This window comes from Bradyrhizobium sp. BR14999, from assembly GCF_056106085.1.
In genome coordinates, this window is the sequence record NZ_CM148536.1 from 5325948 (window position 1) to 5346388 (window position 20441).

At 64.7% G+C, this 20441-nt stretch carries 19 protein-coding genes; 11 read left to right on the forward strand and 8 right to left on the reverse strand.

All coding sequences use genetic code 11. The features are described 5' to 3' along the window. Positions 1 to 206 precede the first annotated feature (206 nt). Positions 207 to 1019, forward strand: coding sequence for an invasion associated locus B family protein (locus ACR9YP_RS24850; RefSeq protein ID WP_474217380.1), 813 nt, complete (start codon positions 207 to 209; stop codon positions 1017 to 1019). Positions 1020 to 1095: 76 nt separating this feature from the next. Here ACR9YP_RS24850 and hspQ read toward each other — a convergent pair whose 3' ends face one another. Further along, positions 1096 to 1428, reverse strand: a complete 333-nt coding sequence (gene hspQ, locus ACR9YP_RS24855; protein WP_091894475.1) for a heat shock protein HspQ — start codon at positions 1426 to 1428, stop codon at positions 1096 to 1098. 106 nt (positions 1429 to 1534) lie between these two features. Here hspQ and ACR9YP_RS24860 point away from each other — a divergent pair, with 106 nt between their 5' ends. Beyond that, positions 1535 to 2488 carry an AEC family transporter gene (locus tag ACR9YP_RS24860; RefSeq protein WP_474217381.1) on the forward strand — a complete coding sequence of 318 codons (954 nt, stop codon included), beginning with the start codon at positions 1535 to 1537 and terminating at the stop codon, positions 2486 to 2488. Between the two features lie 226 nt (positions 2489 to 2714). On the opposite strand, the gene ACR9YP_RS24865 is transcribed toward ACR9YP_RS24860, so the two are convergent. After that, the gene (locus tag ACR9YP_RS24865; RefSeq protein ID WP_474217382.1) at positions 2715 to 3899 is read right to left on the reverse strand and encodes a UbiH/UbiF family hydroxylase; all 1185 of its coding nucleotides are present in this window, start codon (positions 3897 to 3899) and stop codon (positions 2715 to 2717) included. A gap of 86 nt (positions 3900 to 3985) precedes the next feature. On the opposite strand from ACR9YP_RS24865, the gene pcsA reads away from it, so the two are divergent. From pcsA to ACR9YP_RS24880, 3 genes are all read left to right on the forward strand, one after another. Further along, positions 3986 to 4753: a phosphatidylcholine synthase gene (gene pcsA / locus ACR9YP_RS24870; protein WP_438108285.1), complete on the forward strand. Its 768-nt coding sequence runs from the start codon at positions 3986 to 3988 to the stop codon at positions 4751 to 4753. After that, complete coding sequence (locus ACR9YP_RS24875) at positions 4750 to 5484, forward strand: TerC family protein (RefSeq protein ID WP_091894481.1); 735 nt, start codon at positions 4750 to 4752, stop codon at positions 5482 to 5484. Before pcsA ends, ACR9YP_RS24875 begins: the two co-directional genes overlap by 4 nt. A gap of 92 nt (positions 5485 to 5576) precedes the next feature. Then, a complete protein-coding gene (locus ACR9YP_RS24880; RefSeq protein ID WP_474217383.1) occupies positions 5577 to 6551 on the forward strand; it encodes a quinone oxidoreductase family protein in 975 nt (324 codons plus the stop codon). Positions 6552 to 6683: 132 nt separating this feature from the next. Here the strand turns inward: ACR9YP_RS24880 and ACR9YP_RS24885 are convergent, their stop codons facing one another. Both ACR9YP_RS24885 and ACR9YP_RS24890 read right to left on the reverse strand, forming a co-directional pair. Next, the gene (locus ACR9YP_RS24885) at positions 6684 to 7880 is read right to left on the reverse strand and encodes an acetylornithine transaminase (RefSeq protein WP_474217384.1); all 1197 of its coding nucleotides are present in this window, start codon (positions 7878 to 7880) and stop codon (positions 6684 to 6686) included. Between the two features lie 267 nt (positions 7881 to 8147). Continuing rightward, on the reverse strand, positions 8148 to 8789 hold the full coding sequence (locus ACR9YP_RS24890) for a hypothetical protein (protein ID WP_474217385.1): 642 nt from the start codon (positions 8787 to 8789) through the stop codon (positions 8148 to 8150). A 327-nt stretch (positions 8790 to 9116) separates the two neighbouring features. On the opposite strand from ACR9YP_RS24890, the gene ACR9YP_RS24895 reads away from it, so the two are divergent. Beyond that, positions 9117 to 10058 carry a hypothetical protein gene (locus ACR9YP_RS24895; RefSeq protein WP_370987476.1) on the forward strand — a complete coding sequence of 314 codons (942 nt, stop codon included), beginning with the start codon at positions 9117 to 9119 and terminating at the stop codon, positions 10056 to 10058. Between the two features lie 190 nt (positions 10059 to 10248). Here ACR9YP_RS24895 and rimO read toward each other — a convergent pair whose 3' ends face one another. Beyond that, positions 10249 to 11574 (reverse strand): 30S ribosomal protein S12 methylthiotransferase RimO, encoded by a 1326-nt coding sequence (rimO, locus tag ACR9YP_RS24900; protein WP_474217386.1) that lies wholly within the window; start codon positions 11572 to 11574, stop codon positions 10249 to 10251. A gap of 111 nt (positions 11575 to 11685) precedes the next feature. Here rimO and ACR9YP_RS24905 point away from each other — a divergent pair, with 111 nt between their 5' ends. The 5 genes from ACR9YP_RS24905 (at position 11686) to ACR9YP_RS24925 (ending at position 17612) form a co-directional block, all read left to right on the forward strand. Further along, positions 11686 to 12276 (forward strand): ANTAR domain-containing response regulator, encoded by a 591-nt coding sequence (locus ACR9YP_RS24905; RefSeq protein WP_008564898.1) that lies wholly within the window; start codon positions 11686 to 11688, stop codon positions 12274 to 12276. Further along, complete coding sequence (locus tag ACR9YP_RS24910; RefSeq protein ID WP_474217387.1) at positions 12273 to 13436, forward strand: CmpA/NrtA family ABC transporter substrate-binding protein; 1164 nt, start codon at positions 12273 to 12275, stop codon at positions 13434 to 13436. The genes ACR9YP_RS24905 and ACR9YP_RS24910 overlap by 4 nt, the downstream gene beginning before the upstream one ends. Positions 13437 to 13772: 336 nt before the next feature. After that, the gene (locus tag ACR9YP_RS24915; protein WP_474217388.1) at positions 13773 to 15557 is read left to right on the forward strand and encodes a NirA family protein; all 1785 of its coding nucleotides are present in this window, start codon (positions 13773 to 13775) and stop codon (positions 15555 to 15557) included. Further along, a complete protein-coding gene (locus ACR9YP_RS24920; RefSeq protein ID WP_474217389.1) occupies positions 15554 to 17164 on the forward strand; it encodes a sulfite reductase subunit alpha in 1611 nt (536 codons plus the stop codon). Before ACR9YP_RS24915 ends, ACR9YP_RS24920 begins: the two co-directional genes overlap by 4 nt. A gap of 295 nt (positions 17165 to 17459) precedes the next feature. Further along, the gene (locus ACR9YP_RS24925) at positions 17460 to 17612 is read left to right on the forward strand and encodes a hypothetical protein (protein ID WP_035666020.1); all 153 of its coding nucleotides are present in this window, start codon (positions 17460 to 17462) and stop codon (positions 17610 to 17612) included. A gap of 119 nt (positions 17613 to 17731) precedes the next feature. Here ACR9YP_RS24925 and ACR9YP_RS24930 read toward each other — a convergent pair whose 3' ends face one another. Genes ACR9YP_RS24930 through pxpB form a run of 3 tightly spaced genes read right to left on the reverse strand, consistent with a single transcriptional unit; the run spans position 17732 to position 20300 of the window. Then, positions 17732 to 18502, reverse strand: coding sequence for a LamB/YcsF family protein (locus ACR9YP_RS24930; RefSeq protein WP_474217390.1), 771 nt, complete (start codon positions 18500 to 18502; stop codon positions 17732 to 17734). Positions 18503 to 18534: 32 nt separating this feature from the next. Then, a complete protein-coding gene (locus ACR9YP_RS24935; RefSeq protein WP_474217391.1) occupies positions 18535 to 19572 on the reverse strand; it encodes a 5-oxoprolinase subunit C family protein in 1038 nt (345 codons plus the stop codon). Next, the gene (pxpB, locus tag ACR9YP_RS24940) at positions 19569 to 20300 is read right to left on the reverse strand and encodes a 5-oxoprolinase subunit PxpB (protein WP_474217392.1); all 732 of its coding nucleotides are present in this window, start codon (positions 20298 to 20300) and stop codon (positions 19569 to 19571) included. The genes ACR9YP_RS24935 and pxpB overlap by 4 nt, the downstream gene beginning before the upstream one ends. Positions 20301 to 20441: the final 141 nt, after the last annotated feature.

Below are 20441 nucleotides of genomic sequence, written 5' to 3' on the forward strand. Positions count from 1 at the left end.
ACTGGGCGCGGCTGTGGATGTGGCCAAAGACGCTTGTCGGCATTGATCTTTTCGTCGGCCACGTTAAGAAGGCGGTCAATCGCGCAAGAGCGCCGAGCCCGTCACTTATCCGCCTCAATTGACGGGGAGAGAGCCGCGCCCAAGGCGGCCAGGTTCGGCGCTTCGGAGCGGTTCGGGCACTTCCCGTTCAGAAAGGGTTTTCCGCAATGAATTTTCGTTACTTGGCCGCGTCCGTCCGGCCGCGCGGGCGACTTCTCGCCTTGTTGACGGCGACGGCGTTGGCCGTTCCCGTTGCCGCCGAGGCCCAGACCCCGGCGCCGGCCCCAGGTGCCCCCAAGGCGGCTCCAAAGGCCGCTCCGAAGGCTGCCCCCAAGGCTCCGGCGCCCGCAGCGTCTCCGCAGGCCCAGCAGCCTCCCGCTCAGGGCGCTCCGGCGCAGCAGGGCGCAGCCCAGCCGGCTGATCAGCAGATCCAGCTGATCTATGCTCCCTGGACCAAGTTCTGCCTGAAGGGCCAGGACGCCAATGCCAAGCAGGTCTGCTTCACCGGCAAGGATGGTCGCATCGAGTCGGGCCAGCCGGTCATTGCCGCCGTGATCATCGAGCCGGAAGGCGAGCCCAAGAAGATCCTGCGCGTGACGCTGCCGCTCGGCATGCAACTCGTGCACGGCACCCGCATCATCGTCGACAGCAACGCGCCGCTGCAGCAACCGTATGTGATCTGCTTCCAGAACGGCTGCATGTCGGACTACGAGGCCACGCCCGAGCTCATCAACAGCATGAAGAAGGGCCAGAATCTCGTTGTCCAGGCGATCAACGCCAACGGTGCGCCGCTGACGCTGCCGCTGCCGCTCGCCGGCGAATTCCAGAAGGCCTATGACGGTCCGCCGACCGATCCGAAGGTGTTCGAGGAAACCCAGAAGAAGCTCCAGGAAGAGCTTCAGAAGAAGGCCGAGGAGCAGCGCAAGAAGCTCGAGCAGCAGGGCACGGCTCCCGGCACGGCTGCGGCTGGTCAGAAGTAATCGGGACCACATCCGAACATGAAAAAGGCGCTCGGTTCGAGCGCCTTTTTTGCTGGCCGCTTGCTGACGGCGAATTTCAGTTCAGCGACGGGTTGCGCGGGCGATAGCCGCCGGCCTTGTCCTTGATGAAGATCTCGGCGACCTGTGAATGCCGGACCGGCTCGCCGGAATCGTCGGGCAACAGATTCTGCTCCGAGACATAGGCGACGTATTCCGACTCCGCATTCTCCGCGAGCAGGTGATAGAACGGCTGGTCCTTGTGGGGCCGCGCCTCCTCGGGAATCGACAGCCACCACTCCTCGGTGTTGTTGAATTCCGGATCGATGTCGAAGATCACGCCCCGGAACGAGAAGATCCGGTGGCGCACGACCTGTCCGATCTGGAATTTGGCTGTCCGCGCTTTAATCATCCCCCGTCGATAGACCAGGATTGTGGCCGATGCTAGTGGCCTTATCCGGAATTAACCTTCGCGTCAGGGGCGCATAGCCCCCAAGTCTTCAGAAAACACTTCAATAATGGTCGATATCCTCAATCTGGCTCTACCCTATTTCGGCTTGATCTTCGTCGGATTCGCCTGTGGCAAGACCAAATCCCTGCCGGAATCGGGCCTCGCCTGGATGAACTTCTTCCTGCTCTACGTCTCGCTCCCGGCGCTGTTGTTCGCGATCATGTCGAAGACGCCGTTTGCGGAATTGAACAATCCTCCGTTTCTGGTCGCGACCACGCTGTCGACGATTGCGGCGTTCACGCTGGCGCTGGTGGTCGGCAAGATGCTCGGCCGGCTGTCGCTGCGCGAGGCGACGCTCGCGGGCCTCTCCGGCGGCTACGGCAATATCGGCTATATGGGGCCGGGCCTGGCGCTCGCGGTGCTCGGGCCGAAGGCGTCGGCGCCGACCGCGCTGATCTTCTGCTGCGACAGCATCTTCCTGTTCACGATCGTGCCGCTGCTGATCGAGCTGTCCGACCGCGACCATCCCTCGCTCGTGCACGCCTTCGGCGTGGTGCTGAAGCAGATCGTGCTCAACCCGCTGATCATGTCGGCCTGTTTTGGGGCGGCGGTGGCGGCGCTGCATATCGAGCTGCCGGTCGCGCTCGATCGCACCATCACCTTCCTCCAGAACGCTGCTGCCCCGACTGCGCTGTTCGTGCTCGGCGTGACCGTGGCGCTGCGCCCGTTCGACCGGGTGCCGTGGGAGGTGCCGGGCGTGATCGCGGTCAAGCTGCTGATCCATCCGCTCACGGCGTTCGGCCTGATGCTGGCGTTCGGCCCGTTCGCGCAGCCTTGGGCCGCGACTGCGATGCTGATGGCCTCATTGCCGCCGGCGCTGAACGTGTTCGTGATCGCCCGCCAGAACGATGCCTGGATCGAATCCGCCTCCGTCGCGGTGCTGCTCGGCACCTTCGCATCCGTGGTCACGCTGACCAGCGTGATGTGGGCGATCCAGAGTGGGCGGCTGATGTTTCCGTAAGCGGCGGAACTGCTGGCAACACGAATGGTGCGCTCCCTCTCCCGCTTGCGGGGGAGGGTTGGGGAGGGGGTGTCTCCGCGTTGGGATTGTCTAGATAGTGCAGAGAAAATCCCGACGCGGAGAAAGCCCTCACCCGGCGCTACGCGCCGACCTCTCCCGCAAGCGGGAGAGGTGCACCGAGCCCGCCGCGAATCCATCCTCACGCCATTCAGGCTTGGTAGACTCCCTATCGCCGCCACGTCGGCGTCAGGCCCTCGCGCATCGCAAAACGCCGGAGCGGGCCGATCGCGCCAAGCAGGTGCATGCCGACGGCGCGGACCGGCTGCAGCGGCAGGAAGTCGTTGAGCAAAGAGCGATTGGCGATGTCGATCGCAAAGGTGCGGCTCAAAATGTCCGGACGCCGCGCCCGGTCGTAGCGCCTCAGCACCTCGTCCATGCCGGGATCCTGGCCCGTTGCGACGGCTTCGCCCGCGAGCCGGGCGATGTCGGCGGCATCGCGCAGGCCGAGATTGAGGCCCTGGGCGCCGATCGGGGGAACCACATGGGCCGCTTCCCCGACCAGCGCGACACGGTCTCGGCCAAAGGATTTTGGACGCTCGATAGCCAGCGGGAATAGGTTGCGCCCGGGCTCGACCGTCATGCGTCCCAGAATTGAATGCGACTGCTTCTCGATCGCGGCGGACAGCTCCTCGTCGCTCAGGCCGCGCAGCCGTTCGGCCTCCGCGGGGGCCGCGACCCAGACGATGCTGGAGCGGTCGCCGGGCAGGGGGACGAACACGCAGGGACCATGCGGCGTGTGGAACTCAGTCGAGACATTGCGGTGCGGCCGCGCATGGGCGACGTTGAAGGTCAGCGCGGTCTGCGTCAGCTCGCGCCGCGTCACCGCGATGCCGGCAGCCTCGCGGCACAGCGAGTGCCGGCCGTCGGCGCCGACCACGAGCCGGGCCGAGAGGAATTGTGCCGAGGCGGTGCGGATGGCGACGTCGTCGGCTTCGATCAAGATGCTTTCCGCCTCGTCGTCGAAACGGACGAGCTGGGGGAGTTCGGCCGCGCGTTCTTCGAGCGCCAGCATCAGCGAACGGTTGTCGATGTTGTAGCCGAACGTGTCGAGACCGATTTCGTGACAGGAGAACCGGACCTCCGGGGCACGGAACAGCCGGCCGGTGTCATCGACGAGCCGCATGACCTCGAGCGCGGCCGCCTTGTCCTTGCAGCGCGACCAGACGTCGAGGCGCTCCAGGAGATCGACGGAGGCACCGAGCAGCGCGGTGGTGCGGTTGTCGGCATAGGGCACGCGCCGCGCCACCAGCGCGGTCCGCGCACCCGCCTGCGCCAATGCGATCGCTGCTGCAAGTCCCGCCGGTCCGCCGCCGATCACGGCGGTGTCATGGAGTGTCGATGCGTCTGTCATGGAACGACATTTGACACGGCCCGCGGCAAATTCAAGCCCGCTGATTTTGCTTGATTTTATGACGAATTGCGCGGCCGCGCGTCGCAATGGCGGATGTGCAAATCGGTCTCGTTCTGGTAGCAGAAGCCATGGACAGCCAAGAGGATTCCCTGAAGCCCACCCCCGCGATCCGCGCTGCGGCGTTCTCGGTGCACATCTTCACCGCGTTCGGTGCGGCGGTCGCGTTGCTGGCGATGCTGGAGGCCGTGCGCGAGCACTGGGCGGCGATGTTTCAGTGGCTGGGCGTCGCTCTGATCATCGACGCGATCGATGGTCCGATCGCGCGCCGGCTCGACGTCAAGAACGTGCAGCCGAACTGGTCGGGCGACGTGCTCGATCTCGTGGTCGACTTCGTCACCTATGTCTTCGTGCCGGCTTACGCGATCGTGGCCAGCGGGCTGTTGCTGCCGGTCGCCGCGCCCTTGCTCGGCGTCGCCATCATCGTCACCAGCGCATTATATTTCGCCGATCTGCGCATGAAGGCGGACGACAATCATTTCCGGGGCTTCCCGGCGCTGTGGAATGCGGCAGCGTTCTATTTGTTCCTGCTGCACTGGCCGCCGCTCTGGTCGACGCTGCTGGTCGCCGCGCTCGTCGTGCTGACCTTCGTGCCGTTCCACGTGCTGCATCCGGTCCGCGTCGTGCGGCTGCGCTGGCTGACGATGTCGCTGATCGCGATCTGGGCGCTGCTCGGCCTCTACGTGCTGGAGATGGATTTCCGCGTCGGCACCGGCGTGACCGTGGTGCTCTGCGCCATCGCGCTCTGGATCAGCTTCAGCGATGCTCTGATACGCCTGGTAAAATCCTTCGCATGATGCATCTCCTCACCAGCCCCGAAGCCTGGGCCGCGCTGCTGACGTTGACGTCGCTCGAGATCGTGCTCGGCATCGACAACGTCATCTTCCTGTCGGTGATCGTCTCGCGCATTCCGGAGAAGCAGGCGCACCGCGCCCGCCAGATCGGGCTCGCGCTGGCGCTGGTGTTCCGCATCATCCTGCTTAGCCTCCTGGTCTGGCTGATCGGCCTGACCGCGCCGGTGTTCTCGTTCGCCGGCTACGACTTCTCCTGGCGCGACCTCATCCTGATTGGCGGTGGCCTGTTCCTGATCGCCAAAGCAACGCACGAGATCCACGGCGAGGTCGAAGCCGATGACGGCGAGGGCGACGAGAAGTCCGCCGGCAACGCCTTCTTCTGGGTGATCGTCCAGATCGTGATCATCGACATCGTGTTCTCGCTGGACTCGATCATCACCGCGATCGGCATGGCGCAGGACATCGAGATCATGATCGCGGCCGTCGTGATCGCCTGCCTGATCATGTACATCTCGTCGGGACCGGTCTCGCGATTCGTCGCGGAGCATCCGACCACCAAGATGCTGGCGCTGGCGTTCCTGGTGCTGATCGGCGTCGCGCTGGTCGCGGACGGATTCCAATTCCACATTCCGCGTGGCTATATCTATTTCGCGATTGCGTTCTCGGCGGCAGTCGAATTCTTCAACGTGCTGGCCAAGCGCAACCGCAGGAAAGCCGGCGCGCCGTCGGTCTAGCCGTTCCAATTGCGTCGAGTTGACAAGGCGGGCGCGATGTCTTTCGCTTGTTCGCGAGAAGGCCGAGAGCAAGACAACGAGGAGGTCAGGTGATGACCAAAGCCGTCCGTGTGCACCAGGTCGGAGGCCCTGAAGCCCTGGTCTATGAGAGCGTCGACGTGCCGGCGCCGGGCCCGGGCGAAGTGCGCATCCGCCAGCACGCGGTCGGTCTGAACTTCATTGACGTCTATTACCGCACCGGCCTCTACAAGGCGCCGGGACTGCCGTTCATCGCCGGCAACGAGGCCTCGGGCGAGGTCACAGCTGTCGGCCCCGGCGTGACGCATTTCCATCCCGGCGACCGCGTCGCCTACTACCACAATCTCGGTGCCTATACCAGCGAGCGCAACATCCCCTGGGAGAAGCTGGTCAAGCTGCCCGACCACATCACCCACGAGCAGGGCGCCGTGCTGATGCTGAAGGGGCTCACGGTGTGGTATCTCCTGCACAAGACCTTCAAGGTCGAGCCGCATCATCGCGTGCTGATCCACGCCGCTGCCGGCGGCATCGGCCTCTTGGCCTGCCAATGGGCGAGCGCGCTCGGGGCCCACGTCATCGGCACCGTCGGCTCGCGCGAGAAGGCCGAGCTTGCGGAGGCCAATGGCTGCGACCACGTCATCCTCTACAACGAGGAAGACTTCGTCGCGCGCGTCAAGCAGATCAGCCGCAACGAGGGTTGCGACGTCGTCTATGATGGCGTCGGCAAGGCGACCTTCCCGGGCTCGCTGTCCTGCCTGAAGCCGCGCGGCATGTTTGTTTCTTTTGGCAATGCCTCCGGTCCCGTGCCGCCGTTCGCGATCGCCGAGCTCAACAATCACGGCTCGTTGTTTGCGACGCGGCCGAAGCTCAACGACTATGTCGGCAAGCGCTCGGAATTGCTGGAAGGCGCCGACACGCTGTTCGCCGCCGTCATCAACGGCAAGCTGCACGTGCCGATCAACCACGCCTACGCGCTGAAGGACGCCGCGAAGGCGCATATCGATCTGGAAAGCCGCAAGACGACGGGCGCGTCGATCTTGAAGCCGTAGGTCTTCCGTCATTGCGAGCGAAGCGAAGCAAAGCAATCCAGAATCTTTCCACGGAGGCAGACTGGATTGCTTCGTCGCATCAGCGCAAAATTGCTTCGCAACTTTGTCGCGAGCTCCTCGCAATGACGAACCTCACGCCACCCGCCGTGCCGCGCCGGCCTTGGTCAAAATCCCGTCGAGACAATCGATCATCTCGGCGATCTCTCCCTTCGTGACGTTCAGCGACGGCATGAACCGCAGCGTGTCGAGCTGTGGCGCGTTGAGGAGCACGCCGGCTTCGAACGCTTGCGCGACGATGCCGGGCGCCATCGGCAGCTTGAGGTCGAGCGCGAGCAAGAGCCCGCGTCCCCGCACGCCGCCGAGACCATGCCGGGCCGAGACCTTTTGCAACTCGCTTTCGAGCAGGAGGCCGGTCTCGGCGACCCTCTTCAGAAAGGCGGGCTTGCTGACCTCCTGAAGCACCGCAAGCCCCGCCGCGCACATGATCGGGTTGCCGTTGAACGTGCCGCCCTGGTCGCCGTGCGCGAAGCAGGAGGCGCGTTCGGTCGCAAGCAGAGCGGCGAGCGGCACGCCGCCGCCGATGCCCTTGCCGAGCGTGATGATGTCCGGCGAAATTCCCGTGTGTTCGTAGTGAAAGAGCTTTCCGGTCCGGCCCATGCCGGTCTGAATCTCGTCGAAGATCAGTAACAAGCCGTGCGCTTCGGTGAGCGCGCGCAGCTCTTGCAGGAACTGATCGCTCGCCGGCCACACGCCTGATTCACCCTGGATCGGCTCGAGCATGACAGCGATGGTGTTGTCGTTGATCAGCTTCTCCACCGAGGCGATGTCGTTGAGCTTGGCTTTCTTGAAGCCGGCGACCTTGGGTTCGAACAGCGGCTCGAACGCCTTCTTGCCCGAGGCTGACATGGTCGCCAGCGTCCTTCCGTGGAAGCCGCCCTCGAAGCTGATGATCTCGAACGCGCCGTTCCTGTGTAGGCTGCCGTATTTGCGCGCCAGCTTGATCGCGCCCTCATTGGCTTCCGCGCCCGAGTTGGCAAAGAACACCTGATCGAACGCGCTGTTTGCCACCAGCGCCTCGGCGAGCTTCAGGCTCGGCTCGTTGTAGAAGGCCGGGCTCGGCGTCAGCAGCCGCTTGGCCTGCGCGGCCAGCGCATCGGCGATCGCAGGTGGCGAATGGCCAAGGCAGTTCACGGCCCAGCCCTGCACGAAATCGAGATAGCGCTTGCGGCTGTCGTCCCAGAGGTAGGAGCCGGCGCCGCGGACGAACACGGCCTTGGGCCGTGCAGTGATGTCCATCAGCGCATCATACGGAGGGGTGGCGGTGATCATGTCGAACTCCTCTGGAGGCGGGTGAAAAAGACGCGCGAAAAGCAAGAAGGCCGCACTTTGCGGGTGCGGCCTTCTCGAAAACTCTGCTGAACTCAGGCGATCAGCGGCGTCGTCGGACATGGCGCAACCCATCATCGTCGCGGGTGCGACGACGGAAAGCTGCGCGGCGGTGGGTCCGAGAGTTGATCATGGGGCGCGTCCCTACAGCCGAACGGCATGGCTTGTCAAGCGGACGGTTTTGCGAAACACTCGCCCGGCGTGCATCGGTCAGGTCGGATGCGCAGCCTTTTCGGCGCCGTCGTCACCCCAATCCGCGTCCGCAATCGCAGTGTCGATGAGCTCGCCGCGCATCAGCTTGAGCGGCGATGACCAATATAGCGCGATGTTGTGGAAGGGATCGGTCAGCACCTTGAACACCCACACCAGTCCGGTCGTGACGTCGCGCTTCGCGAAGAGCTGGATCATGCGGGCAAGCCCTCCACCGATGCCGATGGCGAGCCAGAGCGCACCGACGTGGCGGATGAAGTCCAACCGATCGGCCGGCGGAACGAACAGACCGAACAGCGTCGGATAGACGTACAGCGCGATCGGCGCGCTGCCCCAGACCAAGAGCAGGATGATCTTGCGGGTCTGGTTGTATCCGACCTTGACCGCTTCCTTGTATTCGTTGCTGACGTCGTTGACGGCGTCATAGCCGTTCGGCTCGAAGAAGAAGTGCCCGGTTTGCCGTGTTAGCATCGCGAGCCAACCGATCAGGCCCGCGAGCGCCGGATCCTTAAAAAGGAGCGCGTAGCAGCCGAGGAAAATCACGGCGCTAATCAGGTGCAGCGTCTGGTTGACGGTGCTCTGGTGGTAGAAGCGATAATCGTCGAAGCGCTGCGTGCGCAGCATGTCCGAGAGACGGCTCATCCTCATTCCTCGCTCGCGTTGAAAGCGCGGGCAGAGTTAGGCCGAGTCCGTGACCCCTGCGTGAATGCACTATAGTGTCACATTGCTCGCGCGTGCCGTCGCGCGCTTTGCATCGCGGCAGCGGAAACCACGAAGATGCGGATGGGATCAGAGCGCCGGCACATGCAGTCCGCTCCCAATACCGGCCGTTTTATCCCATTTCATCGCTCGACCTGCAGAAACCATCGCGCCGCTGGCGCGTTTGTGATCGAGGCACGCGAATTGGTTCGAACCGGACGCATGGCGGCTCAGACCAAGAGGGGCGGGACCAACCAGACAGTTTCAGCCTTGTCCGACACGCCTTATCCAATCGACCTCGACAGCATTCGCGGCGCATTTCCGCCGGGCATCGAGGCGCCATCCCTGCTGCTCGACTTCGCCGGATGGCTGAAAGGGCGGCCCTGGGGCAGCGTCGGCTGCTTCTCGCTGCAGGGCCAATTCTCCGATCATGCGCCGATCGTCGACGGCAGTCCCTTGCGCGACAGGTTCTCGCTGTTCATGCGGTTGCCGGATGGCTCGGCAGTCGGCGGCTGGTATGGCGCCGGTCTCGACCGCGACAATCCGCCGATCGTGGGGCTGGGGTCGGAGGGCGACTACGAGCTGCTCGCGCCGAGCCTCGACGGGCTGCTCGCAAAACTGACGTCGCAGCAATTCGACAACGCCTGGAGCGATCTGAAGCCGAATGACGAAGTCGAGTGCCAGACGGCCGAACTCGCGCAGTGGCTCGCTGGCCGGCCGACAAGCGAAATAGCGGCGCCCGAGGATACATCGTCGGAGCTGCCCGACTTTCGCGGCTTCGTGGAGAAGTGGAGCCGCGATCGCGAGGATTATTGGGCCAATCACCGCCTGATGGTCGAGCTCGGCTGGCGGCTGGCGGCGCATCTTCCGAAGGGCAAAAAGCCCTGGGACCAGACGCGCTTCGAGATCGCAATCGTCGGCAAGCAGTACGAGGCGCGCGTCCTTTCGCGCGGGCCGCAGCCGTTCGAGGAAGCGGCCTCAATCGAATCCCTGCTGCGCGATTTGCGCGAGCAGATGCGCCGTGCCCAGCCCGAGCTCGGACTATGGTACGCGATGCATTTCGGGCTCTATGCCGATGGCCGGATCATGCCGAATTTCGAATACGATGTGCGCCCGACGATCGAGGGCGAGCCGGCAAAATTATCCGAGGCACAGGCTGATCTTGCGCGGGCACCGCGTCCGGAGCGCTGGGTGCCGAAATGGCTGGTTTGATGGGGCTGCAGCCCCGGCGACGGTCCGCTCCCTCTCCCGCTTGCGGGAGAGGGCTGGGGAGAGGGTGCATCTGCAGAGGGACTCCCAACGAGGAGAAAGCCCTCACCCGGCGCTTCGCGCCGACCTCTCCCGCAAGCGGGAGAGGTTGCAGCGAGCCCGCGGCTAGACCGATCGCAACAGCGAAACGCCGTCAGAACCCCGCGACGCTGCCGTGCAGATCGTATGCGTCGGCACGCTCGATCTTCGCCGTGACGATCTCGCCTACGCGCAAGGGGCGGCGGCTGGAGAGATAGACTGCGCCGTCGATCTCGGGTGCATCGGCCTTGGAGCGGCCCTTGGCCACCGTCGGGCCGACCTCGTCGATGATGATCTGCTGGCGCGTGCCGACCTTGCGCTTCAGCCTGCGCGCGGAAATCTTCTGCTGGCGGGTCATCAGCGCGTTGTAGCGCTCCTGCTTGACCTCTTCCGGCACGGGGTTCTCGATCGCATTCGACGTCGCACCCGCAACCGGCTCGTATTTGAAGCAGCCGACGCGGTCGATCTCGGCTTCATCCAGCCAGTCGAGCAGACAGGCGAAGTCGGCATCGGTCTCGCCGGGGAAGCCGACGATGAAGGTGGAGCGCAAGGCGAGATCGGGACATTCCTCGCGCCAGCGCTTGATGCGCGCGAGCGTCTTGTCCTGCGCCGCCGGACGCTTCATCGCCTTCAGCACCTCGGGGCTCGCATGCTGGAACGGGATGTCGAGATAGGGCAATACCTTGCCCTCATTCATCAGCGCGATGGCTTCGTCGACATGGGGGTAGGGGTAGACATATTGCAGCCGGACCCAGGCCCCGAGCTCGCCGAGCTCGCGCGCGAGGTCGAGGAATTTGGCGCGGACCTGGCGATCCTTCCACGGGCTCTCGGCGTATTTGAGATCGACGCCATAGGCCGAGGTGTCCTGCGAGATCACCAGCAATTCCTTGACGCCGGCACCGACCAGACGTTCGGCCTCGCGCAGCACGTCATTGGCTGGGCGCGAGACGAGGTCGCCGCGCAGCTTCGGGATGATGCAGAAGGTGCAGCGATTGTTGCAGCCCTCGGAGATTTTCAAGTATGCGTAGTGGCGCGGGGTCAGCTTGATGCCCTGCGGCGGCACCAGGTCGAGATGCGGATTGTGGGCCGGCGGCAGGGCGCGGTGCACGGCATCCAGGACGCTCTCATATTGCTGCGGGCCGGTGATGGAGAGCACGCCGGGATAGGCCTGCTCGATCTGCTCGGGTTCCGCGCCCATGCAACCTGTTACGATCACCTTGCCGTTCTCGGCCATGGCTTCGCCGATCGCCGAGAGCGATTCCCGCTTGGCGCTGTCGAGGAAGCCGCAGGTGTTGACGATGACGATGTCGGCCCCATCATGCTTGCGGGCGAGCTCATAGCCCTCGGCGCGCAGGCGCGTGATGATGCGCTCGGAATCCACCAATGCCTTGGGACACCCGAGCGACACGAAGCTGACCTTGGGCGCAGCCGTCTGATCCATGTCTAAAACTGCCTGATTGACGGGCCTGAGCTAGTCCCAATTGCCCACAATTACAACCCTTTGCAGGGCGTTCCGGCGTGCTATGGATGAATCACTGGTGGTGAGTGAGCTATGAGCGCCGAACAGTCGCCCAAAATCGTGATCGTCGACGAAAGCCCGATCCGGGCTGCGATCCTGGAGGAAGGATTGCGGGAGGCCGGATTCACGCAGGTCGTCCATATCCGCGAGATGCAGAGCCTGCTTGCCCGTATTTATGCGGTCGACCCCGACATCATCCTGATCGATCTGGAGAACCCCAGCCGCGACGTGCTGGAGGCGATGTTCCAGGTCAGCCGCGCCGTGAAGCGGCCGATCGCGATGTTCGTCGACCAGAGCGATTCCGCCTCGATCCAGGCCTCGGTGGAGGCGGGGGTATCGGCCTACATCGTCGATGGGCTGAAGAAGGAGCGCATCAAGCCGATCCTCGACCTCTGCGTGTCCCGCTTCAACGCCTTCGCCAAGCTCCAGGAGGAGCTGGAACGCACCAAGTCGCAGCTCGAGGACCGCAAGATCATCGAACGCGCCAAGGGCATCCTGATGAAGGTGAAGGGCCTGACCGAGGACGAGGCCTATGTGCTGCTGCGCTCCACGGCGATGCGCGAGAAGAAGAAAATCGGCGAGATCGCGCAGTCGATCATCACCGCGTCGGAGATGCTGAAATGACTGCTCCCCTCCGCATCGGGTTCATCCCACTGGTCGATGCTGCCGCCCTGATTGTTGCCGTCGACAAGGGGTTCACCGCCGCCGAAGGGCTCGACGTCGAGTTGGTGCGCGAGGTGTCCTGGTCCAACGTCCGCGACAAGCTCAATATCGGCCTGTTCGACGCTGCGCATCTGCTCGCGCCCGTCGCGATCGCATCCTCGCTCGGGCTCGGCCACGTCAAGGTGCCGATCGCCGCGCCCTTCAATCTCGGCATCAACGGCAACGCGATCACGGTCTCGCCGGCGCTCCACGCCGCGCTGATGGAGGAGATCGACGGCGACCGCTTCGATCCGCTCGCTACCGCCAAGGCGCTGGCGAAGGTGGTCGCCAAACGCCGCAAGGCCGGCGCCGATCCGCTGACCTTCGGCATGACCTTCCCGTTCTCGACCCACAATTACCAATTGCGGTTCTGGATGGCGGCGGCCGGCGTCGATCCCGATGAGGACGTGCGCCTCGTCGTGCTGCCGCCGCCCTACATGGTGGACAGTCTCAAGAGCGGCCATGTCGACGCATTCTGCGTCGGTGCGCCCTGGAACTCGATCGCGGTCGATCTCGGCATCGGCCACATCCTGCATTTCGTCTCCGACATCCTGGCTCGCGCGGCGGAGAAGGTCCTGGCCGTCCGCCAGGTCTGGGCCGACAAGCATCCGGACGTGGTCGCTAGCCTCGTGCGCGCGGCGGTGAAGGCGGCCGAGTTCATCGAGCATCCGGACAACCGGATCGAAGCGGCACGGATTCTGGCGCAACCCGAGCGGATCGGCGTCGATGCCGAAGTCATCCAGCGCACCCTCACGGGACGCCTGAAGATTTCGCCGGACGGTACCTTCCGCGAGAGCGGCCGCTATCTCCTGGTCGGACGCGAGGAGGCAGGGCGCCCCGATCCGGTCCAGGCCGCCTGGCTCTATGCGCAGATGGTGCGGTGGGGGCAGGCGGCTTTGAGCTCGGACGGCGCCAAGACCGCCATGGCGGTGTTCAGGCCCGACCTTTACGACGCGGCCCTCGGCCGCCGCCCGCCCGAGGAAGCCCCGGCGGCATTTGGGGCCTTCGCCGGGCCCGTATTCGATGCCGACAACATTTTGGGGCACCTCGAGGCCTTCGAAGTGGGGCGTTGGAAGGCCTGATTCGTCGTTGCATAATTATTGTGCAATTTGGCGCATCGGCTAAATTTTGAGCCGAGTGCTCGAATTTCATGAGGCGCTCCGGGACCGGAAGGTTCCGGGATCTCCGCTAATTTCTTGAAATCACGACGTCTTTCATTTCCTCAAAGCTGGCACGCAACTTGAATGTTGCACTGCGGCCAGCTTGTCACAGGTGACTGCTGAGCCAAGTCCCGCAGCAACGAAGCTGATCGGACCGTTGGGTGGCTAGGCCGGCTCTCGAGCCAGCAAGGTGCCTTTCGGGTCGCGCCAATTTCCGTCGATGCCACTCCAGTGGCCGCAGGAGCTTCGTTACCGACCATGAAAATCGATACGCTCGCAGTCGATTTTACCGACGAGCAGAAACGCTATCTCGAAGGCTTCACCACCGGTCTGCAAATCAGCCGTGTCGGTCGGGGTCTCGGCGGCAGCGGTGCCGGCAAGGCCAACGCCGAGCCCACCGGTCCCGACGCCGTGCACATCAAGGCGCAGGACAAGGTCATCGCCGCCGGCAAGAAGCTCGCCGACCAGGAGAAGTTCAAGCGCGACGAGCATCCCTTCGATGCCTATCCGCGGCTGCGCCAGCAGGCGCTCGACAACACGCCGCCGACCCCGGCGGACAATTTCCGCTGGCGCTATTACGGCATCTTCTATGTCGCGCCGACGCAGGACTCCTACATGAGCCGCCTGCGGATCCCCAACGGCATCATGAAGCACTGGCAGCTGTCCGGCCTTGCCGATCTCGCCGACGAGCTCTGCGGCCCGTACAGCCACGTTACGACGCGCGCCAATCTCCAGCTCCGCGAGATCCCACCGAAGCATGCGGTGAAGCTGATCGAGGGCATCCAGGATCTCGGCCTATGCTCGCGCGGCTCCGGCGCCGATAACATCCGCAACGTGACGGGAACGCCAACGGCCGGAATTGATCCGCAGGAATTGATCGACACGCGGCCCTATGCGCGCGAGTGGCACTATCACATCCTCAATGATCGCTCGCTCTACGGCTTGCCGCGCAAGTTCAACGTCGCCTTCGACGGCGCCGGCAGGATCGCGGTGCTCGAGGAGACCAACGACATCGCGTTCACGGCCTACGAGGTGAAGGACGGCTTCGGCATCGAGCCCGGAGTCTGGTTCCGCCTTGGCCTTGGCGGCATCACCGGCCACAAGGATTTCGCCAAATATTCCAGCATCATCGTCAAGCCGGAGCAGGCGACCGCTGTCGCGGATGCCATCGTGCGCGTGTTCATCGACCATGGCGACCGCACCAACCGCAACAAGGCGCGGCTGAAATACGTGCTCGACAGCATGGGCCACGACGGCTTTCTCAAGCTGGTCGAGGAGCGGTTGAAGACGCCGTTCACGCGCGTGCCCGAACAGGCATTTGCGCCGCGGCCGGCCGCGGACCGCATGGCCCATGTCGGCGTGCACAAGCAGAAGCAGGACGGCCTCAACTGGATCGGCGTGTCGCTGACGCTCGGCAAGCTCACCTCTGATCAGATGCGCGGCCTCGCCAAGATCGCGCGGGATCTCGGCGACGGCGAGATCCGTCTCACGGTTTGGCAGAACCTGCTGATCTCGGGTGTGCGCGACGAGAATGTCGAACTCGCCGTTGCCGCGATCAAGCAGACCGGGCTCGCGGTCGAGGCTTCGCACATCCGCGCCGGCCTGATCGCCTGCACCGGCAATGCCGGCTGCCGCTTCGCCGCTGCGAACACCAAGCGCCATGCCGCCGAGATCGGTGACTGGTGCGAGCCGCGCGTCGCGATGGACAAGCCCGTCAACATCCACGTCACCGGCTGCCACCATTCCTGTGCGCAGCACTACATCAGCGACATCGGGCTGATCGGCGCGCGCGTGCCAGTCGGCGAGGAGGACACGGTCGAGGGCTATCACCTCTTCACCGGCGGCGGGTTCGGCCCCGACGCCGATGTCGGGCAGGAGGTCTATCACGACCTCAAGGCCGACGACGCGCCGAAGACGGTCGAAAAACTGCTCAAGGCCTATATCGCCCATCGCTCGTCTCCCGAAGAAACCTTCCTGTCTTTTGCGCGCCGCCATGACGGCGAAACGCTGCGCAAGCTTGCCGATGCACAGGTGTCCGCATGAACCAGATCACGCCTCCGCCGAAACTCGACATCATTCCCGCCAGCGCGCCGTTCTCCGATGCGCAGCGTTCCTGGCTGAACGGCTTCTTCGCCGGGCTGCTGTCGCCTGACGTGGCCGCGCCGCTGTCGGCCGAGCAGGGCGCTGCCGTCATGCAAGGCGCCGCCGGTGACGGCGACGACGGCGAAGCGCCATGGCACGACCAGACCATGCCGATCGCGGACCGGATGAAGCTCGCCGAGGGTCGTCCCGTGCGCCGCAAGATGATGGCGGCGATGGCGCAGCAGGATTGCGGCCAGTGCGGCTACAATTGCCACGATTATTCGGAGGCGATCGCGAGCCGCAGCGAAGCGCGGCTCAACCTCTGCGTCCCCGGCGGCAAGGAAACCGCGCGGATGCTGAAGTCCCTGTACGAGGAGCTCGACAAGGCCGCAGTGGCCAAAGCGGCGGACAAGGCGGACGCTCCGGCGCCGGCCGTGACCGTGACGATCGCGGAGCCGGGCCGCTCACGCGACAACCCAGTTGCCGCGACCTTTCTGTCGCGCCGCCTGCTCAACAAGGGGAAGTCGGAGAAGGAAACCTACCACATCGAGTTCGATCTCTCCGAGAGCAAGCTCGACTACGTCGTCGGCGACAGTTTTGGTGTGTTCGCGCGCAACGATGTCGGCCTCGTCGACCAGATCATCGCGCTGCTCGGCGCCTCCCACACCACCAAAGTCAACGGCAAGACGCTGCGCGAGGTGCTGATCGACGACGTCTCGCTGTCGCCGGCGCCCGATACGCTGTTCGAGCTGATCTCCTTCATCACCGGCGGCGCGCAGCGCGAGAAGGCGCGAGCGCTGGCGCAGGGCGAGGATCCCGATGGCGATGCCGCCACCCTCGATGTCATGGCGGCACTCCAGAAGTTCTCGGGCACGCGGCCGCACCCGGAGGCCTTCGTCGAGGCGCTGGAGCCGCTCCAGCCGCGGCTCTACTCGATCTCGTCCTCGCACAACGCGACGCCTGGAAAGCTGTCGCTGACGGTAGACTCCGTCCGCTACGTCATTGGCAAGCGCAAGCGCCTCGGCGTCGCCTCGACCTTCCTCGGCGAACGCATTGCCGAAGGCGAGCAGCTCAACGTCTATGTGCAGAAGGCACACGCCTTCGGCCTGCCGCGGGATCCGAAGACGCCAGTTATCATGATCGGCCCCGGCACCGGCATCGCGCCGTTCCGCGCCTTTCTGCTCGATCGCAAGGCCATCGGCGCGCCCGGCAAGAACTGGCTGTTCTTCGGGCACCAGCGCAGCGATTGCGACTTCTTCTACCAGGAGGAGCTCAACGCGATGAAGACGTCGGGTCTGCTCACGCGCCTGTCGCTGGCCTGGTCGCGCGATGGCGAGAAGAAGTTTTATGTGCAGGACCGCATGCGCGAGGTCGGCCGTGAGGTGTGGACCTGGCTTGCCGAAGGCGCGCATCTCTACATCTGCGGCGATGCCAAGCGCATGGCCAAGGACGTCGAGCGTGCGCTGGTCGACATCGTCGCCCAGTTCGGCGCGCGTTCGACCGACGAGGCCGTCAGTTTCGTCGCCGAGCTCAAGAAGACCGGCCGCTTCCAGGCTGACGTCTACTAAGGCGCGAGAACATCGGGATGAGCCTTGTAGGGTGGGTTAGCCTTGCGGCTGCGCAAAGCGCGGTCCGCATGGCGTAACCCACCATACAGTGACCCATGTTGACCCCGTCGGGCCCGACTCGGTTCCAGCTGGATCGGATTCTAACGAATAAGATTCTCGGAACCGGGGTGGCGGAAGAATTTGCGCCTGCGATGCCGGCCTTTCAGAGAACCGTCATCGCTATTTCCGCAGCCACCTTGCCTCCCGCCAGGGTTGATCCTTCATAATCCCACAAATGGGGCGTTGGAGATCGACCATGCGCGAACTATCGGCGGAAGCCAGGCTGCATTTCTACGCGCGCTCGCTCTCGCGGCGGACCGGGGCGAGCGCCCATCATCTGGCGCTCTATAGCGCGTTTGCCGTCATCGCGGCGATCGTGTTCGGCACGCTCTCGGTGCATCCGTTCTGATGCTCCAGTAGGGTGGGCAAAGGCGCGCCCTTCGCGCGCCGTGCCCACCATCTCTCAACATGCGACATCGGCTTGGTGGGCACGCTCCGCTTTGCCCACCCTACGGCAGCGTGTTTGCGTCACGCCCCGCGCTTGAACGGCGCGACCTCGATCCCCGCATTCTTCAACGCCTGACGCACACTGCGCGCGATCTCGACCGCGCCGTGCGTATCGCCGTGGATGCAGACCGTGTCGGTGCGCATCTTGATCACCTTGCCTGTCACCGACACCACCGCGCCGTCCTGCACCATGCGCACGACGCGCTCGGCGATCACTTTCGCATCGTGCAGCACCGCGCCGGGCTTCTTGCGCGAGACGAGATTGCCGTCGTCCTCATAGGCGCGGTCGGCGAACACCTCGTGCACCATCGGCAGATTGGCCGCTTTGCCGGCCTTCACCAGCTTCGAATTGGCGAGCACGACGAAGATCAGGCTGGGATCGACCGCCTTGATGCCGGCGGCGATCGCCTTCGCCGTCATGTCGTCCTCGCAGGCGACGTTGGAGAGCGCGCCATGCGCCTTCACATGGGTGACCTTGTGGCCGGCCGCGGTCGCGATCGCCTGCAACGCGCCGATCTGGTAGGCGACGAGGTTTTCGATCTCGGAGGCCTTCAGGCCCGCGATCGGATGCCGGCCGAAGCCGTGCAGGTCGCGGTAGCCCGGATGCGCGCCGACCGAGACGCCGCGCGCCTTCGCGAGCTCCACCGTCCGGCGCATGATATCAGGATCGCCGGCGTGGAAGCCGCAGGCGACGTTGACCGAGCTCGCCAGCTCGATCATGGCGGCGTCATTGCCCATTTCCCACGCGCCAAAACCTTCGCCGAGGTCGCAATTGAGGTCGATCGTCTTCATGGGTGCTCTCCGCCTCTGGTCTTTGTTGCCGTTTACGGTTCCGCCGCGACCTGCCACGTCCCGGCGTCGACGGCGCTCACGGCATAGCCCGCAACGTTAGCATCGCTGAGCGCCTCGATGTTGAGCGCGACGGTGTCGGCAGAGCGCAGGCGATCGGGCAGGCTGCGGATCAGTTGCGCGAATTTGCGCGCCTCGTCCTGCGCCTCGGCCATGCTGACGGCCTTGAAGCGGAATGCGGTTCCCGCCGAGGTCTGCGCGAGGCGGCCGACATCGGCCGTGATCACCGTTGCGATCTTCGGATAGCCGCCGGAGGTGCCGCGATCCATCATCAGCACGATCGGCGCACCGTTGCCGGGCACCTGGATGCTGCCGTTGACGGTGCCGTCGGAGACGATGTTGTGGCCGTGTAGATGCTTGATCACGGGGCCCTCGAGCCGGTAGCCCATGCGGTCGGAGGTCGCCGAGATCTTCCACTCGCTGTCCAGGAACAGCGCCTTGTTGGCGTCGTCGAACTCGTCGTCCTGCGGACCCAGCAGAACACGGATCGGGCCGCTCACGGGCTTCGGCAACTCGATCCGCAATTCGCTGGCGCCGCTGGCGGCATCGACGCTGAACTCGTCGCCGGCCTGCAGCGGGCGCGGGTAGGGGCTGCCGAGGCCCGCGCGCGCATTCACGGCGAGGCTGCCGAACACCGCCTCGCCCTTGATGGCGCCTTCGATGGCGAGATAGGTGAAGGCGCCGCCGCGGGCAAAGCCCAGCGTCAGCGTCTCGCCATCCTTCAAGGTCACCGATGTGTCCATCGCGATGGGATTTCCGGCGATATCCGCATTGCGCGGCGCGCCCGAAATCGCGACGCGCACGGCACCATCACGGGCGGTGAAGGAGGCGCCGAATGGACCGATCTCGACTGCGGCCGCAAACGGCCCGTTGCTGACAAGCGTGTTTGCCGCAGCAAGCGACAGCCGGTCCATCGCCCCGCTCACCGTCAGGCCGTAGCGCTGCGCGCCGTGGCGGCCGCCATCCTGGACCGAGCTTGCAGGCCCGATGCTGGCGACGACGAGCCGGCTCATGCGACCACCTGCTCGGCGATGATTTCGCCGGCTTCCGCAGCGCGGTCCAATTCCTCGAATGTCTTGTGGTCGATGGCGAAAAACGTCACGCGATCACCGGGTTCGGTGAGGAAGGTCGGATTGCGGTGGAGCTGATAGGTTCTGACAGGCGTGCGGCCCAAAAGGTGCCAGCCGCTCGGGGCAGCCAGGCATTGGATCCCGGCCTGGACGCCGCCGATCGAGATCGTGCCGGCCGGCGTCAGCACGCGCGGATTCTGCCGGCGCGACATGTGGAGGGATTTGTCGAGGCCGCTGAGATAGGACCAGCCCGGCGTGAAGCCGATCATGGCAACCTTGTAGTCGCCGGCAACGTGGCGGGCGACGATGTCGTCGGGCGTGGTGCTCAGCGCCTTGGCGACGTCCTCGAGATCGATGCCGTGCTCGCCGCCATAGGCGACGGGAATGCGCCAGCGGCGCGCCTTGGTCGCCGGCGGCAACTTCTGGCTGGCGAGCGCGATCAGCTTGTCGCCGAGCGCATCGAAACCGATTTTGCCGGGATCATAGTGCACCAGCAGCGAGCGATAGGTCGGCACGGCCTCAGTGATGCCGTCGATCGGGCTTGCTGCAAGCGCCTTGTCGAGCGCCAGCACGCGCTGGTTGGCAGCGTCATCGATGGTGCGGCTGAACTCGACCGTGACGGCGCTGTCGCCACTGGGCAGAAGGCGGGGCGGGGGAAGCGTCGCGGCCATGAGCTGTCGAAATCGGGCTTCTGAAGAATGCGGCCCCCGGCGTTCGAGTTCCGCTTCTTCCTGCTTCGCGTAAATGCGTCCGCAAGTCCAATAAATTAATGCTGGGGGAAGCGATAAGGCCTTGTTATCGCGTCGCATAAT

Excerpts from the sequence above, each read along its gene's own strand:
- ACR9YP_RS24915 (WP_474217388.1), top strand. The coding sequence starts at position 13,773 with ATGAAAATCGATACGCTCGCAGTCGATTTTACCGACGAGCAGAAACGC.
- ACR9YP_RS24890 (WP_474217385.1), bottom strand. The coding sequence starts at position 8,789 with ATGAGCCGTCTCTCGGACATGCTGCGCACGCAGCGCTTCGACGATTAT.
- ACR9YP_RS24865 (WP_474217382.1), bottom strand. The coding sequence starts at position 3,899 with ATGACAGACGCATCGACACTCCATGACACCGCCGTGATCGGCGGCGGA.
- ACR9YP_RS24860 (WP_474217381.1), top strand. The coding sequence starts at position 1,535 with ATGGTCGATATCCTCAATCTGGCTCTACCCTATTTCGGCTTGATCTTC.
- ACR9YP_RS24935 (WP_474217391.1), bottom strand. The coding sequence starts at position 19,572 with ATGAGCCGGCTCGTCGTCGCCAGCATCGGGCCTGCAAGCTCGGTCCAG.
- ACR9YP_RS24850 (WP_474217380.1), top strand. The coding sequence starts at position 207 with ATGAATTTTCGTTACTTGGCCGCGTCCGTCCGGCCGCGCGGGCGACTT.
- ACR9YP_RS24925 (WP_035666020.1), top strand. The coding sequence starts at position 17,460 with ATGCGCGAACTATCGGCGGAAGCCAGGCTGCATTTCTACGCGCGCTCG.
- ACR9YP_RS24930 (WP_474217390.1), bottom strand. The coding sequence starts at position 18,502 with ATGAAGACGATCGACCTCAATTGCGACCTCGGCGAAGGTTTTGGCGCG.
- hspQ (WP_091894475.1), bottom strand. The coding sequence starts at position 1,428 with ATGATTAAAGCGCGGACAGCCAAATTCCAGATCGGACAGGTCGTGCGC.
- ACR9YP_RS24885 (WP_474217384.1), bottom strand. The coding sequence starts at position 7,880 with ATGATCACCGCCACCCCTCCGTATGATGCGCTGATGGACATCACTGCA.
- ACR9YP_RS24910 (WP_474217387.1), top strand. The coding sequence starts at position 12,273 with ATGACTGCTCCCCTCCGCATCGGGTTCATCCCACTGGTCGATGCTGCC.
- pxpB (WP_474217392.1), bottom strand. The coding sequence starts at position 20,300 with ATGGCCGCGACGCTTCCCCCGCCCCGCCTTCTGCCCAGTGGCGACAGC.
- ACR9YP_RS24875 (WP_091894481.1), top strand. The coding sequence starts at position 4,750 with ATGATGCATCTCCTCACCAGCCCCGAAGCCTGGGCCGCGCTGCTGACG.
- pcsA (WP_438108285.1), top strand. The coding sequence starts at position 3,986 with ATGGCGGATGTGCAAATCGGTCTCGTTCTGGTAGCAGAAGCCATGGAC.
- ACR9YP_RS24880 (WP_474217383.1), top strand. The coding sequence starts at position 5,577 with ATGACCAAAGCCGTCCGTGTGCACCAGGTCGGAGGCCCTGAAGCCCTG.
- rimO (WP_474217386.1), bottom strand. The coding sequence starts at position 11,574 with ATGGATCAGACGGCTGCGCCCAAGGTCAGCTTCGTGTCGCTCGGGTGT.
- ACR9YP_RS24905 (WP_008564898.1), top strand. The coding sequence starts at position 11,686 with ATGAGCGCCGAACAGTCGCCCAAAATCGTGATCGTCGACGAAAGCCCG.
- ACR9YP_RS24920 (WP_474217389.1), top strand. The coding sequence starts at position 15,554 with ATGAACCAGATCACGCCTCCGCCGAAACTCGACATCATTCCCGCCAGC.